The organism is Streptomyces reniochalinae (assembly GCF_003323735.1).
Taxonomy (GTDB): domain Bacteria; phylum Actinomycetota; class Actinomycetes; order Streptomycetales; family Streptomycetaceae; genus Streptomyces; species Streptomyces reniochalinae.
The window spans coordinates 137694-154981 of record NZ_QOIM01000026.1 but is presented as its reverse complement, the minus strand read 5'-3'; the positions used below and the strand labels follow the sequence as shown (position 1 = coordinate 154981).

The following is a 17288-nucleotide window of genomic DNA, read 5'->3' as shown; positions in this document are numbered from 1 at the left end:
ACAAGGCGTGGGAGAGGACAGCAGATGAGCTACGAGCCCGTACCCGAGGACAAGTTCAGCTTCGGCCTGTGGACGGTGGGCTGGCAGGGACGCGACCCTTTCGGTGACGCCACCCGTGCGCCGCTCGACCCCGTCGAGGCCGTGAACCGACTCGCCGAACTCGGCGCCTACGGCGTCACCTTCCACGACGACGACCTCATCCCCTTCGAGGCGACCCGGGCCGAACGTGACGCGCACATCAAGCGGTTCCGGCAGGCGCTCGAGACAACGGGCATGACCGTGCCCATGGCGACGACCAACCTGTTCACCCACCCGGTCTTCAAGGACGGTGCCTTCACCGCCAACGACCGCGATGTGCGGCGCTACGCCCTGCGCAAGACCATGCGCAACATCGACCTGGCCGCGGAGCTCGGCGCGAGCACCTACGTCGCCTGGGGCGGCAGGGAGGGTGCCGAGTCGGGAGCCGCCAAGGACATCAGGGCCGCCCTCGACCGGATGAAGGAAGCCTTCGACCTGCTGGCCCAGTACGTCACCGAGCAGGGCTACGGTCTCCGCTTCGCGATCGAGCCGAAGCCCAACGAGCCGCGCGGTGACATCCTGCTGCCCACGGTCGGCCACGCGCTCGCCTTCCTCGAACGGCTGGAGCGTCCCGAGCTGTTCGGCGTCAACCCGGAGGTCGGACACGAACAGATGGCCGGGCTCAACTACCCGCACGCCATCGCGCAGGCCATGTGGGCGGGCAAGCTCTTCCACCTCGACCTCAACGGCCAGTCCGGCATCAAGTACGACCAGGACCTGCGCTTCGGCGCCGGCGATCTGCGCGCCGCCTTCTGGCTCGTGGACCTGCTGGAGCGCGGCGGATACGAAGGACCGCGGCACTTCGACTTCAAGCCGCCGCGCACCGAGGACACCGCCGGAGTGTGGGCCTCGGCCGCCGGCTGCATGCGCAACTACCTCATCCTGCGCGAGCGTGCCGCGGCCTTCCGTGCCGACCCCGCGGTGCAGGAGGCGCTGCGCCACTCCAGGCTGGACGAGTTGTCCCGGCCCACGCTCGAACCGGGCGAGACGGCCGGCGCGCTGCTGGCCGACCGCACCGCCTTCGAGGACTTCGACGTGACAGCGGCGGCAGGCCGCGGCATGGCCTTCGAACACCTCGACCAACTCGCGATGGATCATCTGCTGGGCGTCTGAATCCCCGCCTCTCTTTTTTGGCGCAGCGCCGCCCTGTCCGGTGGAGAGCCGCGTGCCCGGGACCGAGGAACCGCTCGTTCGGGCGCAGGGACCGCTTGTCCGGAGCTGAGGAGGCCCTCTCCCGGCCGGAGCCGCCCGTTCTCGGTCTCGCAGGGAGCGGTCCGTCCTCGGTCACGCCGGGAACCGCCCGTTCTCGGCTCGGACGCTTCGGCCCGGGCGGCTCGGCCCGGCTTCTCAGCGCCGGGCGGCGGCCTCCTGCGGGGTCACGGTGTCCGGCAGGCCGAAGACCGGGAAGAGTCCGTCGCCGAAGAACGCACCCACATGGGCGACCTGCCCGTCCCGCAGGGTGAGCACCTGGAGGTGGAACGGCCGGTAGACCCCGTCCTCGTGCAGGCTGTAGAGGCCGAAAGCGGGCTGGCCGTTTGCCTTGGTCGGCAGCATGAGGCCGGCGTCGCGTGGGATCGGGCACTGGGCGCCGATGAGCCGGACGATGTTCTCCCTGCCGCGGAACCACTGCGCGAAGGGCGGCATCTCCCAGACGGCGTCTTCCTTGAAAAGATCGACGATGGCGGTCACGTCGGAGCGCTCGAACGCCGCCGCGTAGCGGTCCAGAAGCTCACGCGAGGCCGGGTCCGTGGGCTCGGACAGCTCCTCCTCGACGGGCGCGGCCTGCTCCAGGTGGGCGCGGGCCCGCTGTAGCGCGCTGTTCACGCTCGCCGTCGTGGTGTCGAGCAGCTCGGCGACCTCGGCGGCCCGCCACTTGAGGACGTCCCGCAACAGGAGGACGGCGCGCTGCCTGGCGGGGAGGTGCTGGAGCGCTGCCACCAGCGCCAACCGCATGGAAGAGCGGTGCACCACGACAGAGGCGGGGTCCGTGGGGTGCGAGGAGCCGGTGAACATCGCGTCCGGGACCGGCTCGAGCCAGGGCACTTCCGGGGCCTCGGTCACCGGCCGTTCCGGATCGCCGGTGGGCGCGCCGAGACCGGAGGGCATCGGGCGGCGTCCCCGCTGCTCGATCGCCGTCAGGCAGGCGTTGGTGGCGATGCGGTAGAGCCAGGTGCGCAGTGAGGACCTTCCCTCGAAGCGGTCGCCTGCCCGCCAGGCACGCAGGTAGGTGTCCTGCACCAGATCCTCGGCGTCGTGCACCGAGCCCAGCATGCGGTAGCAGTGGGCCAGCAGCTCGGTGCGGTACGGCTTCGCCTGTTCCAGCAGTTCTTCGGCGCTGCCGAGCGGGCGGTCCGCTGGAGCATCCGCTGTGCGGGGGCTGTCTGCCATCTTCCATGCCTTTCGTCCGCTCCGGTCGCCCGAGGGCCCGGTGAACACGCGAAGTCGGTGTGCTTACGAATGTAGAGGGAGGGTCTGACAGCCGGCCCTCCCCCGTGCGGCGGACGGAGGCGTTCCCCGCGACGGCGGCAGGGCTCTTTCACGTCAGAAGGGTTCGCGGGGACCGTCCTTCGGCTCTCTCTGCCGGTTCGTGGGCGTCGACGGCTGCTGCGGGGAGGGGGGCGACTCGTGCTCGAGCACGTCCGCGGCGGCGGGGTCGAGCACCCGGGCGAGGAAGGCGCGGGTGCGCGCGTGCCGCGGATCGGTCACCACCTGCTCCGGTGGCCCCTCCTCGACGACGGCACCGCCGTCCATGAAGATCACCCGGTCGGCGACCTCACGGGCGAAGCTCATCTCGTGCGTGACGACCAGCATCGTCATGCCCTCGTCGGCCAGTCCGCGCATCACCGCCAGCACGTCTCCGACCAGTTCGGGGTCCAGAGCGGAGGTGGGCTCGTCGAACAGCATCAGCTCAGGCCCCATGGACAGCGCGCGGGCTATGGCCACCCGCTGCTGCTGGCCACCCGAGAGCCGCGCCGGGTAGCTGTCCTCCTTCTCGGCCAGCCCGACGCGGCGCAGGTTGCGCCGGGCGACCTCCTCGGCCTCCGGCCTGGACCGGCCCAGCACGCGCCGCTGGGCGATCGTCAGGTTGCCCAGCGCCGACAGGTGGGGGAAGAGGTTGAACGCCTGGAAGACCATGCCGATGCGGCGCCGTACCCGGTCGATGTCGACATCCGGGTCGGTGACCTCCACGCCCGCCACCCGCACCGTCCCCGAGGTGGGCTCCTCCAGGAGGTTCACACAGCGCAGCAGGGTCGACTTGCCCGACCCCGACGGCCCGATGACGCAGACCACCTCACCGCGCCGCACGGTGATGTCGATGCCCCGCAGCACTTCCAGCGCACCGAAGCTCTTGTGCAGCGCCTTGACCTCGATGGCCGCCGCGCCGTCCTGGACCATTCCGCCCGCCCCGGTCATACCGGTCACCTCGCTCTCGCCGTACGGGCCTCCAGGCGCCGCACCAGGTGGCCCAGGGGCAGCGTGATGGCCAGGTAGAACAGTCCCGCTATGAGGATCGGTGTGAGACTGCGGTTCTGGTTGAGCGCGTCCCGCCCGAACTTGGCCAGCTCGTACTGGTCCATCGACAGCCCCAGCAGGTAGACCAGGGAGGAGTCCTTGGTGAGGAGGATCAGCTCGTTGGCCAGCGGCGGCAGCACGATGCGGAAGGCCTGCGGGATGACGATGGAGACCATGGCACGCGCCGGTGACATGCCCAGGGAGCGTGCCGCCTCGGTCTGCCCCCTGGGGACCGCCCTGATGCCCGCCCTGATCGTCTCCGCCATGTAGGCGGCACCCACCAGCCCGAGGGCGAGCATCACCGTCACGTACTGGTTGATGGACACCTCGAACGCCAGCGGCACACCGAACCCCAGCGCGATGAACACCAGCAGCGCCGGCACGCCCCGGAAGAACTCGATGTAGGCGACCGCCAGCCAGCGGTACGGCAGTACCCGCGACAGCCGCATGAGCGCCAGCAGCAGCCCGAGCGCCAGCCCGAAGCCGAAGCCGAGCACCGTGTAGACGACCGTGTTGACCAGGGCGGTCGTCACCACGTCGGGGAACTGCTTCTTGGCGACCTCGACGTCGAAGAAGGCGCGGCGCAACTCGCCCCAGTCGGCCGCGAACGCCACGATCAGGACGACGAGGACGAGTACGCCGTACTGGGCGGTGCGGATCGCGCGGGTGCGGTTGCGGCGGCTCACTTGGCGGGCTCCTTGCCGAACCACTTCTTGTAGAGCTTGTCGTAGCGCCCGTCCGACTCGGCCTTCTTGAGCGTCTTGTCGATCTGCTCGCGCAGCGCGTCGTTGCCGGTGCGCACGCCGATGCCGTACTGCTCGCCGGTGTCGAACTCGGTGGTGACCTCGGTGTCAGGGTTCTTCTTCGCGTAGTCGTAGAGCACGCCGTTGTCGTTGATGCCGGCGTCGACCTTGCCCGTCTTGACGGCGGTCAGGAGCAGGCCGAGGTCCTCGAACTGGACCGTCTTGGCGCCGTCGGCGTGCTTCTTGGCGTACTCCTCACCCGTGGTGGACTGCTGGACGCCCAGCTTCTTGCCCTTGAGGCCGGCCAGGGAGTCGTATGTGGCGCCCTTCTTGACCAACAGGGCCTGTGTGGCCTCGAAGTAGGGACGGGAGAAGTCGAGGTTCTTCTCGCGGACGGACGTGATGGTCATGCCGGCCGCCGCCAGGTCGCACTTTCTCGCGTTCAGGTCCTCGCCGGTCTGGATGCCCTCGAAGGGGGTGTCCACGATCTCCTGCTCGACGTCGAGATCCTCGGCGATCAGATCGACCAGGTCGACGTCGAACCCGACGACTTCCTTGCCCTTCTTGTACTGGAAGGGCATATAGGGCAGGTGCGTGCACGTGGTGAGCTTGCCCGAGTGGACGAGCTCCACCTCGTCCCCGTCGCCCGCGGTGGTCTTCGTGCTGGTGCAGGCGGTGACCGCCGCGAGCACGGCGGCTGTCAGTGCCGCTGTCAGGGATATCCGGGACATCCCGTTCCGTTGCTTACGCGCGGATCGTGCGGACACAGCGCCTCCACGAGGGACAGGTCGGCAATAGAGCCCGATCATGGCCGGTAAGTGCCGTGCATCCTGCCATCGCTCACGGGCTGTGTCAGCGGTGCGTGCGGTGCGGAAACGTGCCGAGCCGGGAAGCGTCCGGGTGCCGTGGGCTCAGCCCTGCGTCCTGTGGCATTCCAGCTCGGCCCACACCGCGTGCCCGGTCACCAGGTCGGAGCCGCCCGCCTGGGCCTTGCGTATTCCCCAGTCGTCGGCGAGCACACTCACCAGCAGCAGGCCTCTTCCGCTCTCGCCCTCGTCGTCCCCCGGCCGGGGGATCACGGCGCGCTCGACGCGCGCCGCCGAGCCGGCTCCGCCCTCGTCCGTGACCTCGAGGCGCAGGCGCACGCCGATCACCCACAGCTCGCAGCTGACCTTCTCGCTGTCCGTGTGGCGCACCGCGTTGGTGAACAGCTCCGACATCAGCAGTTGGGCATCGGCACTCGACTCGTCGTCGACGCACCACTCCCGGAGTCTCTCCAGCACGCGGGTGCGGGCGACGGCGACGGAGGTGTCCCGCGCCGGCAGATGGAACGCGTCACGCAGCGGACGGGTCGTCGGCAAGCCGTTCGGTCGGTGGTTTAAGGGCAGGGCGTCATGGGGGGCAGCCACGGCTCCACTATGCGGTTCGTCACTCGCGTATGGCAAGGATCAATCTGTTAATTGCAGAAGTGCGGTTGACAGGGTGTGCACGCGGGCGGGCACATGCCAAACTTCGCGTTGACGACGTCGGTTGGAGGAGAGTGGCTGTGGCGGATTCACGGACGGGCGGCGGAGCGCCCACCGTGCTGCGTGTGGTGCTGGGCAAGAGGCTTCAGCATCTGCGGGAGCGCGCGGGAGTGACTTTCGAGCAGGCCGGAAGAGCCCTCGACGTCACTCACGCCACCATCCGCCGGATGGAGAAGGCCGAGGTCGGTCTCAAAGTCCCCTACGTGGAGAAACTGCTGCGCACCTACGGGGTGACCGAGCAGGAGGAGATCGACGGCTTCGTCTCGCTCGCCCGGGAGGCCAACCAGCCCGGTTGGTGGCACCGCTACCGCGATGTGCTGCCCGAGTGGTTCAGCGTCTTCGTGAGCCTGGAGAGCGAGTCCGAGGTCATCCGCTCCTACGAACCGCACTACGTACCCGGCCTCCTGCAGACCGAGAGCTACGCCAGAGCCGTCCTGCGCGCGGGTATGCCGCACGCTCCGGAGGGAGAGATCAAGCGCGGCGTGGCGCTGCGCATGGAGCGCCAGACGGTTCTGACCCGCGAGACGGACCCGCCGCTGCTGTGGAGCGTGATCGACGAGACGGTCCTGCGGCGCCACCTCGGCGGGCCCGAGGTGATGCGCGAGCAGATCGACCACCTTCTGAGGGCCATCGAGAGGCCGAACGTCGCGCTGCAGATCATGCCCTTCAGCGCGGGACCGCATCCGGCCATGTACGGCCCTTTCCACCTTTTCCGGTTCCCCCTCGACGAGCTGCCCGACATGGTGTGTGCCGAGAGCCTGGTAGGCGCGGTCTACTTCGACCAGCGGGACGACGTCAGCATGTTCCTCGAGGCGGTGGACCGGATGAGTGCCCAGGCCGTGCCGGTGGCGCGGACCCGGGCGGTCCTGAGTGCCTTGCGCAAGGAGATCTGAACCATGGGTCGTATCTACAACGGGATGCCCGCGGCGCACCTCGGCAGCGAGGGCTGGCGCAAGCCCTGGAGCGGAGGGAACGGAGGCAGCTGCGTGGAGGCGCTGGAGCTCGCGGACGGGCGGGTGGCGCTGCGCCAGTCCACCGATCCCGACGGCCCCGCGCTCATTTGCAGCCGCAGTGACATCTCGGGATTCATCCAGGCGGCGAAGGCGGGCGAAGCCGACTTTCTGGTGGCCTGACCCCGCCGGACTTGCGCAAGGGCCGAGACCGACGGGGACGAGGTACGAGCCCGGGCGGAGCTTTGCCGGCGACGAGGTCGGCACTCGGCGACGAAGCACCAGCCGACAGAACAGAACGAGACGGAGAAGAGCGTGTCCGACGCCGGATTCAGCCCGGAGCTGATAGACACCACCACCCCGCATCCGGCCCGGATGTACGACTACTACCTGGGCGGCAAGGACAACTACGAGGCCGACCAGCGCGCGGCCCGGCGTGTTCTGGACGCCCTCCCCGGCATCCGGGAGACCGCACGGGGCAACCGCGACTTCATGCACCGCGCTGTCCGCACCGTCGTGGCCGAGCACGGCATCCGGCAGATCATCGACATCGGCACCGGCATCCCGACCTCGCCCAACACCCATGAGGTCGCCCGCGGCGTCCGTTCCGACGTGCGGGTGGTCTACGCGGACAACGACCCGATCGTCGCCACCTATGCCGACGCGAAACTGACGCACTCCGGAGACGCCGGTTTCGTCCTGGCGGACATCCGCGACCCCCAGGGCATCCTGGACCACCCCGTCACCCGGCAGCTCATCGACTTCGACCAGCCGGTCGCGCTGATGCTCCTCGCCGTCCTGCACTTCCTCAGGGACGACGAGAACCCCGCCGGCATCGTCGCGTCGCTGACCGCGTCGCTGCCCGCCGGCAGCTGTCTGATCCTGAGCCACGGCTCCCCGGACTTCGGCGGCGGCTCGGCCGTCAACAAGGCCACCGGCGTGTACAACAGAGAGTCGACGGTCAGCGCCCGCATCCGCAGTTACGAGGAAGTGCTGCCCTTCTTCGCCGGCTTCGAGCTGCTCGACCCCGGCCTGGTACAGGTACCGCTGTGGCGCCCGGACGGTGCGTTGCCGGGCGCCGACGCGCTGCCCCGGTACATGGCCTACGCGGGCGTCGGCGTCAAGTGACGGCCCGCGCGGCGGCTCAGGTCAGCTCTCTCCCGTCGCGGTCACCTCGCGGAAGGTGAAGGAGAACCGCGCGGGCGCCACCGCCAACTGATGCTCAGGGAGCACTCCCGGCCCGCACGACTGCGACCCGATGCCGTGCATCGCGTGGTCGAGGTTGACCCACACGGTCTGTCCGGGGACCAGGTCCGTCGTGTGCTGTGCGGCGTCGAGGTGTTCGCTCGTCCAGCGGCGCGCCGTGAACCAGCACGTACCGCCGTCCGCCTCGACGCGCAGACCTCCTCCCGACGGGCCGCGCCGGAGCTCGGCCCAGCGGACGTACGGACGCGCACCGTTCTCCTGCGGGCGTACGTAGGGAGTGTGCAGGCCGTCCACGGTGCTGCTCCAGCGGCCGATCCGGGCGGCGGCCGACGTGTCCGGATAGCCCTCGCCAGGCCCGCCACCGAACCAGGTCGCGCAGCCGTAGGCGGCCGGAAGCCCGAGGCGTACGCCCAGCCGGGGCAGCGGGCAGTCCCATGTGCCCTCCGGCGTGACCGTCACGGTGAGCCGTAGCCGGTCGAGCGTGCCCGTCCAGCGGTAGACGGTGCGCAGGCCCAGCGAGGAGGCAGCGGGGGCGATCCGGGAACGGACGACGAGCGCGTCAGAAGTGAGCTCCACGGCCTCCGTGCGGTGCCGCATGCGGTGCAGGCCGTGGCGGCGCCACAGGGGCCCCACGCGGGCGTCCGTCTGGAAGTCGGCCCCGTCGTCGTTGTCCGTGGTCGCCCGCCACACGTCCAGTCGCGGGCCGGTCAGCGGGATGCCGGCCAAGCGCAGCAGGGCGCCGCTGTCGGAGGCGAAGACCCCCGGTCCCTGCCGGATGCGTCCGGCAGAGGACGTCTGCGCGGGTGGGTCCGCGGACTCTTCCAGCCTGCGGGGCACCGCGGGTACGGAGGGGACGTCGCCGGACGTGGCCCCGCGCGGCGCGGCGGCGGGCAGCTGTCCCCAGGCCACGGGGTGGCCGCGTGGCGCCCAGGTGGTCTCGTGGGCCAGAACGGCGCGTACGGTCCACCAGGCCTCCCCGGTCCGTCCGGTCTCCGGGGCGGAAGGAAGGGGGAGTTCCGCCGAGCTGGCGGGCAGAATCTGTGTTGCGGGCTGCGGCAGCATGCCCCCGCTGATCTGCTCCCCCTCGATCTCGTAGCTCCACGCGAAAGCGAGGTGGGCGAGGTCCGCGAAGTCGTACAGGTTCGTGATCAGCACGCTTCCTGGTGCCGATCCGGCGCGGATCCGCACGGGTTCGATGACCTTCTTGTACTCGGCCAGCCCCGGCGACGGCGTCCGGTCGGGGAAGACCAGGCCGTCGCAGACGAAGTTGCCGTCGTGTACCTCCTCGCCGAAGTCGCCTCCGTACGCGAAGCGGGAGCGGCCGTCGGCGGTGCGATGGGCGATTCCGTGGTCGATCCACTCCCACACGAAGCCGCCCTGACAGCGTTCGTAGGTCTCGAAGAGACGCTGGTACTCGCTCAGTCCGCCCGGCCCGTTCCCCATGGCGTGCGCGTACTCGCACAGGATGAAGGGAAGAGCGTGACGACGTGCGTCCTGCCGCGCTGAGCCCGTGGACGGTGTCTCGCCCCGTCCGGCGCGTTCGACCTCCGCGTGGGAAGCGTACATCCGGGAGTGGAAGTCGCTGTCGGGGTAGGTGTGGTCGCCCTCGTAGTGCAGGGGACGGGAGGGATCCCGCTGCCGGATCCAGCGGGCCATCGCCGTCAGCCCGGAGCCGCCGGCGCACTCGTTGCCCAGGGACCAGACGACCACGGAGGGGTGGTTCTTGTCCCGTTCCACCATCCTGGCCGCCCTGTCGAGCAGAGCGGGGGTCCAGCGTTCGTCGTCCACCGGGTTGCGTACGTCCCGAAGGGCGAGGAAACCGTGCGTCTCCAGGTCGCACTCGTCCACCACCCACATGCCCAGCTCGTCGCACAGGTCGAGGAAAGCGGGGTGCGGAGGGTAGTGGCTGGTACGGACGGCGTTGATGTTGTGCTGTTTCATCAGCTCCAGATCGCGCCGCGCCGTCTCCAGGCCGAGGGCACGGCCGGTCCTGGGGTGGAACTCGTGCCGGTTGACGCCGCGCAGCAGGATTCTGCGGCCGTTGACCTTGAAGAGCCCGTCCTCGACGGCCACGGTGCGAAAACCGATCCGCAGGGCGATCCGCTCCTCGCCGACGGCGAGCTCTGCGTCGTAGAGGCGCGGTGTCTCCGCCGTCCACGGCTCGACCTGCGCGCTTCCGTTCCGGCCCGAGGGCAGGTCCAGGCCGAGCTCCGGAACGGTGACCCTCCCGGGAGGATCGGAGATCACGCGCAGGGTGCCGCGGCCCGTGGTGTGGTCGTAGTCCGCGTGCACGGCGTGGTCCACCAGGCCGCCGGCCGGCCGGTGCACCAGGCTCACGTCGCGGAAGATACCGGGCAGCCACCACATGTCCTGGTCCTCCAGGTAGCTACCCGCTGACCACTGGTGCACCCGTACGGCCAGGAGGTTGTTCCGGGGCCGCAATACATGCCCGACGGCGAACTCGTGTGGCAGCCGTGAGCCCTGGAAGCTGCCGAGTTCGTGCCCGTTCAGCCACACCCGTGCACACGATTCGACGCCCTCGAAACGCAACAGGGTCTCTCCGGCACCGTGTGCGGCTGTCTCCCCTGTGTCGTCCGGCTCGTCGGTGTGGCGGGACGGCAGCGGCCATGCGTCCGGCAGGTCGAAGAGGTGGCGGTGGTCTCCTGTGGGGTTTTCGTCGGGTACGTGCGGCGGGTCGACGGGGAAGGGGTAGCGCACGTTCGTGTACGCCGGTGAGCCGTGTCCTTGCAGCACCCAGTGGGAGGGGACGGGCAGCTCGCTCCAAGCGGTGTCGTCGAAGTCGGGGGCGGCGAAGGCCTCGCTGTGCTGCGCGGCGGTGGGGGAGAGGCGGAACCTCCACTTCCCTCCCGTCAGCGTCATCTGGCGCGCGGTGGAATCCGCCACCCACGCGCGCGGGGGCAGACACCCGGTCGAAGGGGAGACGTCTTCGTAGTAGGGCACGGGCGGAGGGACGGACGAACCGCGCGGACCGGACGACCAGGAAGTGCTCATGCGTCTCCTCGGTTGCTGATGGACCCTTCCCTTTCTCTCCCACCCGGCACCCTCGTGGCATGCCTGTCGGGTCATCAGATCGCGCAGAGTGAGGGCGACATGACAGAGTGCGTGCCATGACGATGCCGCCACCACCGAGTCAGCCGCCGTCTGGCGGCCCGCCGCCTCCCGCGCAGCCGCCGTCCGGCTTCGGGCCGCCCGGTTCCGGTGGTTTCGGCCCGCCCGCCCCCGGCGGCTGGCCGCCGCCTCCACCTCCGGGGCGCAACAGGGGGCGAGCCGTCGCCGCGATCGTCGCGGTGGCCGCCGTCGCGCTCGCGCTCATCACGGCTTCCGTCGTCTACCTGACGGGCGGCGACTCGGACGAGGGCGAGGCGGCCGACGGCAAACCCTCCGCCTCGCAGTCGTCCTCGCCCTCGGAGCAGGAGACGCGGGAGCCGACCGAGAGTCCGGACGACGACGGCGATGCCACCGACTTCCCGGACCCGGGCGAAGAGGACGACCCGTCCGAGGGGCCGGACGAAGGGGCCGGCGACGTGCCGCTGCCGTCCTTCCTGCTTCAGGAAGGTGACTGCTACGACCGCTCCGAGGAGCGTGAGGGAGCAGTCGAGACCAGGGACTGCGACAGCCCGCACGACGCGGAGGTCGTCAGTCGCAAGAAGATCACCGGTGACTACGGCACCGATGGCGCGGTGCGGCAGAAAGCCGACTCGCTCTGCCGTTCCTCCTTGCGGGACAAGGCGGCCGAGCAGCCGAGCGGCACCGTGGGCGGCACGCTCATCTCGTATCCGAAGGCGGAGAACGTGGGCAAGGGATTCGACTACGTGACATGCAGTCTGACGGCGGGCAAGGACCACAAGCTCGACAAGCCACTGGCGTGAAACGGCTGCGGCGCCTCTCCTCGCGCACCAACGCATCTGCTGTGCACAGTAGTTGGGGACCCATACGTGGCATGGACGCGTCGAACGCTGGGTAAAACCGCTGCGTCTGATGTGACAGCTGTTCCTTCCGTGCCATCCATGAGAGGTCCCATGAAGCTGCGCAGATGGGCGTCCACGGCAACCGCCGTCGCCGTCTTCCTAGGATTGTCGTCCCTCACCGGTGCGGCCACCGCATCGGCCGAAGAGAGCGCCGCCACCGGTTACGTGGCCCTCGGTGACTCCTACTCCGCGGGAGTGGGCGCCGGGGACTACGACGGGAGCGACTGCAAACGGAGCGCCAACGCCTACCCCGAGCTCTGGCGCGCCGCCAACTCCCCCTCCTCCTTCGACTTCACGGCCTGTTCGGGCGCGGTCACCGATGACGTGCTCGCCGGTCAGCTCGCCCCCCTCAACTCTTCCACCGGTCTGGTGAGCATCAGTATCGGCGGCAACGACGCGGGCTTCGGCGACACCATGACCGCCTGCGTCACCCAGGGCGAGAGCGCCTGCCTGACCCGCGTGCAGCAGGCCCGCGACTACATCGCCGGCACGCTCCCCGGCAAGCTCGACGCCGTCTACGACGCCATCAGCGCCAAGGCGCCGTCGGCCAAGGTCGTGGTGCTGGGATACCCGCACATGTACAAGCTCGACGGCGAGTGCAGCGTGGGCATCAGCGAGAAGTCCCGTGCTGCCGTCAACGCGGCGTCCGACGACCTGAACGACATCACCGCCAAGCGTGCCGCCGACCACGGCTACAGCTTCGGTGACGTGCGGCCCGCCTTCACGGGCCACGAGATCTGCTCGGGCGACGAGTGGCTGCACAGCGTCACGCTGCCCGTGGACGAGTCCTACCACCCCACCGCGGCCGGGCAGTCCGGCGGTTACCTCCCGGTGCTGGAAGGGCTCGCCTGAGACACCCCCCAACGTATGTGCCGCCGTCTCGCGACGACGAGGCGGCGGCACATGCGTGTTCAGATCCCGTTCGCGGCCGCTTCCCCCTCGTCCGCCAGCGCTGTTGTCAGCGCTTCGGCCGGATTCCTCTCCGGCCCTCCGGCGGGCCACCACCGCCCCCGCTGCCTGCGGTAGGGCCACCACCGGCCGTCCGGCCCGAATCGCAGCTGCGCGTTCGCCCCTTCGGCGTCCCAGTGTGCTCCCGTGGACCGCAGCGCGCCGGGCAGCTCACCCTCGGCCCGCACGGCGTCCAGTTGCTGCTGCGCACGCCTGAGCACGTCGGCCGGGGGAGACCACTCCTCGTCCAGGACGGTCAGGGCGTCGGAGCCCCCGAACGACCAGGCCGCCGCGGCTTGCGCCAACTCCTCCTCACGACGCCCGCACCCCGCGGCGAGGCGAGCGGTGACCTCCTGACCTGGACGGGAAGCCGCCAGCCGCGCCGCGTCCTCCCACTGCGTGAGCTGACGGGGCAGCGGGCTGTCGGCGTGCCCAGGGGACCGTGCCTCCGCGAGCATCCGGCGGGCTCTCTTCCCCGCGTCCGAGACGAGGAAACCGAGCGCGTCGAGATCCAGACCAGGTGCCTCGGAAGAGCCGTCCGACAAGGCAGCGGCCTGTGCGGTTCCGGACGCCGGCGCGGACACCGTCGGCAGCGGCGGCAGTACGGCTCCGAGGGCGAACGCCTCAGCCGCGTCGACCCCTTCGAGTCCGGCTCCACGGGCACCCGCTTCCGCCTCCTCCCTCGACTCCGCCGCGGCCCGGGTGGAACTGCGAGTCTGCAACGCCTCCAGCAGCTCCCGCTCTCCCCGCCCCCGCATCAGCAACAGGGCGAACGGATCCTCGTCCAAGAGACGCGCCATCTGGTAACTGAGCGCCGCGGTGTGCGGACAGTGGTCCCAGGCGTCGCACGAGCACTCAGGGTCCAGGTCGCCGATACCGGGCAGCAGTTCGAGTCCCGCGTCTGCGGCGTCCTCCACCAGCCGAGGAGGCATGTCCCGGTCCAGCAGAGCGGCGATGTGCCCCGCCTGTTCGACGATCACGTCCAACAGACGATCCCACTCGGACTCGTCCAGCTCGCGCAACAGGACGTCCGCCCGGCAGGGTGTCCGGTCGGCGCCGCGCACGACCGCCGTGATGCGGCCAGGGCGCACGGAGACGGCACCCACTGTGCCCTCCCGGGCGAGCCGGCGGCCCTTTTTGAGCTGCTGACCGTCGAGCGCGGTGTCCTCCAGCGCCTTCAGCCAGGTCTGTCCCCACCAGGTGCGGGCGAAGCCACGGCCCTGTGCGGGCGGCAACGGGGAGAAGACACGCTCCCTCCCCGCCGCCCGGCCCTCTTCGCCTCCGGTGCTGTGCCCACGCGCGGGCACGTCCTCTCCGTGCCCGAAGCTGTCGGACAGGTCTTCCCCCCACACGTGACTCTCCTCGGGCTCGCGGTCGTACGTGTTCAACGCGCCCCCTTCCGCAGCTCCACCAGGTCGGCGAGCTCGGCGTCCGTCAGCTCGGTCAGCGCGGCCTCACCGGAACCGAGCACCGCGTCGGCCAGCGCCTGTTTGCGGCGCAGCATCTCGGCGATGCGGTCCTCGATGGTGCCTTCGGTGACCAGCCGGTGGACCTGCACGGGCTGGGTCTGCCCGATGCGGTACGCGCGGTCGGTCGCCTGCGCCTCGACCGCGGGGTTCCACCAGCGGTCGTAATGGATGACATGGCTGGCTCTGGTCAGATTGAGCCCCGTGCCCGCGGCCTTCAGCGAGAGCAGGAACACCGGAGCGGCGCCCTCCTGGAAGCGGCGCACCATCTCCTCACGCCGCGCCACGGGCGTGCCGCCGTGCAGACACTGGGTGGCCACCGCGCGGGAGGCCAGGTGACGCTCCAGCAGGCGGGCCATGTGTACGTACTGCGTGAAGACCAGCACGCTCGCGCCCTCCGCGAGCAGCGTGTCGAGCAGTTCGTCCAGCAGCTCCAGTTTTCCCGAGCGCCCCGGCAGCCCGCCCTCCGCCTCCTTGAGGTACTGCACGGGGTGGTTGCAGATCTGTTTGAGCGAGGTCAGCAGTTTGACCACGAGACCGCGGCGCTCGAAGCCGTCCGTGCCGCGCAACGCCTCGAGGCTCTCCCGGACCACGGCTTCGTAGAGCCCGGCCTGCTCGGCGGTCAGCGCGACGGCCCGGTCGGTCTCCGTCTTGGCGGGCAGCTCGGGAGCGATGCCCGGATCGGACTTGTGCCGGCGCAGCAGGAACGGCCGCACGAGGCGCGCGAGACGTTCGGCCGCCACCGGATCGCCCCCTTCGGCGGCGTCCGCGTAGCGTTTGCGGAAGGTCCCCAGACGGCCCAGGAGCCCCGGGGTGGTCCAGTCGAGCACCGACCACAGCTCCGAGAGGTTGTTCTCGACCGGGGTGCCCGTCAGCGCCACCCTGGCTCGCGCGGGCAGCGTCCGCAGTGCCTTGGCTGTGGCGGCGAACGGGTTCTTCACATGCTGGGCCTCGTCCGCCGCGACCATCCCCCACGCCCGGCCCCCACCCGAGCTCAGCGCGGCCGCGTCCAGGCGCATCGTGCCGTACGTGGTGAGCACGAACTCGTCCTCGGCCAGGCCCTCCACCGAGCGCCCCTGTCCGTGGTAGCGGCGCACCGGGGTGGCCGGGGCGAACCGTTCGATCTCCCGCTGCCAGTTGCCCAGCAGAGAGGCCGGGCAGACCACGAGGGTCGGCCCCGCCGTGTCCAAAGACTCCTGGCGGCGCAGGTGGAGCGCGATGAGGGTGAGCGTTTTGCCCAGCCCCATGTCGTCGGCCAGACACCCGCCCAGGCCGAGCGAGGTCATCCTGTGCAGCCAGTCCAGCCCGCGCAGTTGGTAGTCCCGCAGGGTCGCGTGCAACCCCGCGGGAGGCGGCAGGGGCGGTTCCTCTCGCCGTTCGGGGTCGGACAGCCGCTCCCGCAGCGTCTCCAGCCACCCGGTGGCCTCCACCTCGAGCTGCTGACCGCCGTCTTCCGTCGCGCCCGTGAGGACGGCGTCGAGCGCCTCCAGAGTGCCGACCTCACGGTCCTCACGCTGCCGCGCCGTGCGTACCTGCTCCGGATCGATGAGGACCCACTGGTCGCGCAACCGGACCAGGGGACGGCCGCTTTCGGCGAGCTGGTCGAGCTCCTCACGGGTGACTTGCTGGTCGCCGACGGCGAAACGCCAGTCGAAGCGGAGCAGCGCGTCGGGAGACAGCACGGAGGGAAGTCCGCAACCCTCGCGCCGCTGTCCGCCTACGGCTCGCCCGTCCTGCTTTTCGCCGGGGCCGATGACCGCGCGGGACGTCAAGGAGCGGGCGATGCCGCGTGGCCAGTGCACCTGCATGCCGATCGCGGCCAGAGCCCGCGGAACCCGGACGCCCAGCAGCTCGGCGACATCGTCCTCGGCCAGCTCGATCGTGTCCGGCACCGCCGCCGACAGCAGCGGGGAAAGCGCCTCCCAGGCCGCCGCCGCGCGGCGCAGCGTGAGGAGCACCTGAGCACGCGCCTCGGGTCCGAACCGCCGTGCTGTCGGCGAGGTCCCCCACAGCTCGGCCGCGTCCGCGATGGCGGTGCTGTCGGCCGACGAGCGCACTTGGAGCACTCCCCGGAAGGAGGGCCGTTCGCTGGGAGCGGTTGTCCCTGAGGAGGTGGGCAGACCGTCGACCTCGATCCGCAGGGAGAGCCGGACGGCGGCATCGATACCCGCGGTCATCTCCGAAGCCCACGCACGCAGCTCGGGAACGGTGGACGGTACGTCCCCGGTGAAGGCGTGCGTCCCCGTGGCCAGCGGTGCCGCCGGGGTACGGGGAAGAGCGTCGGCCACGGCGTCGAGGAACGCCCGCGCCAGGGGGTCGGGGGCGGGCATCCGGAGGGGCCCGTCTCCTGGCAGCGGCACGGCGTGGGCGGACGGTGGCATGGCGGCCACGAGCTCCGCGACGGCGGACGCGTCATCCTCGGTGAGGGGACCGAGCCGCCATGCGTCGTACCCGGCGGGGCTCAGCCCTGGCAGTACGCGTCCTCGGGCGACCAGCCGAAGCGCTTGCAGCGCGGCCGCGCCCCAGAAGGCCGCGGCACCGTCGACGCCGTCCTCCTGGCGTGCGGCGTAGGCGCGGGTGAGCACGGGGAGTGCCTCGTGCACAGGCAGACAGAGCGCGGGCACGGCCTGCGCGGTGACATCGGGACCGTCGGGGACCAGCACGGTCAGGCTCGCGGGTTCCCGGGGGTGCGAAGCGCCGTCCTGCCCGGGGGCCGGGCTGCGCGGCGGGACGCCGTCGGGATGCCAGAAGGCCACACGGGAGCGGCGGGGTGGGTCGGCCGGCAAGAACACGGCCACGCAGTGGGTGAGCCGAGGGAGCGAGGACGGGCTTGCCAGGGTCTCTGCCACAGCGCTGATGCACTCCTCAA

The 17288-nt window shown here is 70.5% G+C and carries 14 protein-coding genes; 6 read left to right on the top strand and 8 right to left on the bottom strand.

What is annotated here, in order from left to right; genetic code table 11:
- Positions 1–24: 24 nt before the first annotated feature.
- Positions 25–1191, top strand: a complete 1167-nt coding sequence (gene xylA / locus DQ392_RS08405; RefSeq protein WP_114014888.1) for a xylose isomerase — start codon at positions 25–27, stop codon at positions 1189–1191.
- 234 nt (positions 1192–1425) lie between these two features.
- On the opposite strand, the gene DQ392_RS08400 is transcribed toward xylA, so the two are convergent.
- The 5 genes from DQ392_RS08400 to DQ392_RS08380 form a co-directional block, all read right to left on the bottom strand.
- Positions 1426–2466, bottom strand: coding sequence for a sigma-70 family RNA polymerase sigma factor (locus tag DQ392_RS08400; protein ID WP_114014887.1), 1041 nt, complete (start codon positions 2464–2466; stop codon positions 1426–1428).
- A gap of 153 nt (positions 2467–2619) precedes the next feature.
- Positions 2620–3492, bottom strand: coding sequence for an amino acid ABC transporter ATP-binding protein (locus DQ392_RS08395; protein WP_114014886.1), 873 nt, complete (start codon positions 3490–3492; stop codon positions 2620–2622).
- Positions 3493–3497: 5 nt separating this feature from the next.
- Positions 3498–4277, bottom strand: coding sequence for an amino acid ABC transporter permease (locus DQ392_RS08390; protein WP_114014885.1), 780 nt, complete (start codon positions 4275–4277; stop codon positions 3498–3500).
- Positions 4274–5065 (bottom strand): basic amino acid ABC transporter substrate-binding protein, encoded by a 792-nt coding sequence (locus DQ392_RS08385; RefSeq protein WP_114014884.1) that lies wholly within the window; start codon positions 5063–5065, stop codon positions 4274–4276. The genes DQ392_RS08390 and DQ392_RS08385 overlap by 4 nt, the downstream gene beginning before the upstream one ends.
- Positions 5066–5245: 180 nt before the next feature.
- Positions 5246–5695, bottom strand: a complete 450-nt coding sequence (locus tag DQ392_RS08380; protein WP_245981265.1) for an ATP-binding protein — start codon at positions 5693–5695, stop codon at positions 5246–5248.
- A gap of 185 nt (positions 5696–5880) precedes the next feature.
- Between DQ392_RS08380 and DQ392_RS08375 the strand changes: the two genes are divergently transcribed.
- From DQ392_RS08375 to DQ392_RS08365, 3 genes are all read left to right on the top strand, one after another.
- Positions 5881–6753 carry a helix-turn-helix domain-containing protein gene (locus DQ392_RS08375; protein WP_114014882.1) on the top strand — a complete coding sequence of 291 codons (873 nt, stop codon included), beginning with the start codon at positions 5881–5883 and terminating at the stop codon, positions 6751–6753.
- Positions 6754–6756: 3 nt separating this feature from the next.
- Positions 6757–6993, top strand: a complete 237-nt coding sequence (locus DQ392_RS08370) for a DUF397 domain-containing protein (protein WP_114014881.1) — start codon at positions 6757–6759, stop codon at positions 6991–6993.
- 132 nt (positions 6994–7125) lie between these two features.
- Positions 7126–7938: an SAM-dependent methyltransferase gene (locus tag DQ392_RS08365; protein WP_114014880.1), complete on the top strand. Its 813-nt coding sequence runs from the start codon at positions 7126–7128 to the stop codon at positions 7936–7938.
- A gap of 21 nt (positions 7939–7959) precedes the next feature.
- Here DQ392_RS08365 and DQ392_RS08360 read toward each other — a convergent pair whose 3' ends face one another.
- Positions 7960–11028, bottom strand: a complete 3069-nt coding sequence (locus DQ392_RS08360) for a glycoside hydrolase family 2 TIM barrel-domain containing protein (protein WP_114014879.1) — start codon at positions 11026–11028, stop codon at positions 7960–7962.
- A gap of 116 nt (positions 11029–11144) precedes the next feature.
- On the opposite strand from DQ392_RS08360, the gene DQ392_RS08355 reads away from it, so the two are divergent.
- Both DQ392_RS08355 and DQ392_RS08350 read left to right on the top strand, forming a co-directional pair.
- Positions 11145–11906 carry a hypothetical protein gene (locus tag DQ392_RS08355; RefSeq protein WP_147266499.1) on the top strand — a complete coding sequence of 254 codons (762 nt, stop codon included), beginning with the start codon at positions 11145–11147 and terminating at the stop codon, positions 11904–11906.
- A 150-nt stretch (positions 11907–12056) separates the two neighbouring features.
- Positions 12057–12857 (top strand): SGNH/GDSL hydrolase family protein, encoded by an 801-nt coding sequence (locus DQ392_RS08350; protein ID WP_114014877.1) that lies wholly within the window; start codon positions 12057–12059, stop codon positions 12855–12857.
- Positions 12858–12916: 59 nt separating this feature from the next.
- Here DQ392_RS08350 and DQ392_RS08345 read toward each other — a convergent pair whose 3' ends face one another.
- A complete protein-coding gene (locus DQ392_RS08345) occupies positions 12917–14341 on the bottom strand; it encodes an SWIM zinc finger family protein (protein ID WP_114014876.1) in 1425 nt (474 codons plus the stop codon).
- Positions 14338–17268, bottom strand: a complete 2931-nt coding sequence (locus tag DQ392_RS08340; protein WP_114014875.1) for a DEAD/DEAH box helicase — start codon at positions 17266–17268, stop codon at positions 14338–14340. The genes DQ392_RS08345 and DQ392_RS08340 overlap by 4 nt, the downstream gene beginning before the upstream one ends.
- Positions 17269–17288: the final 20 nt, after the last annotated feature.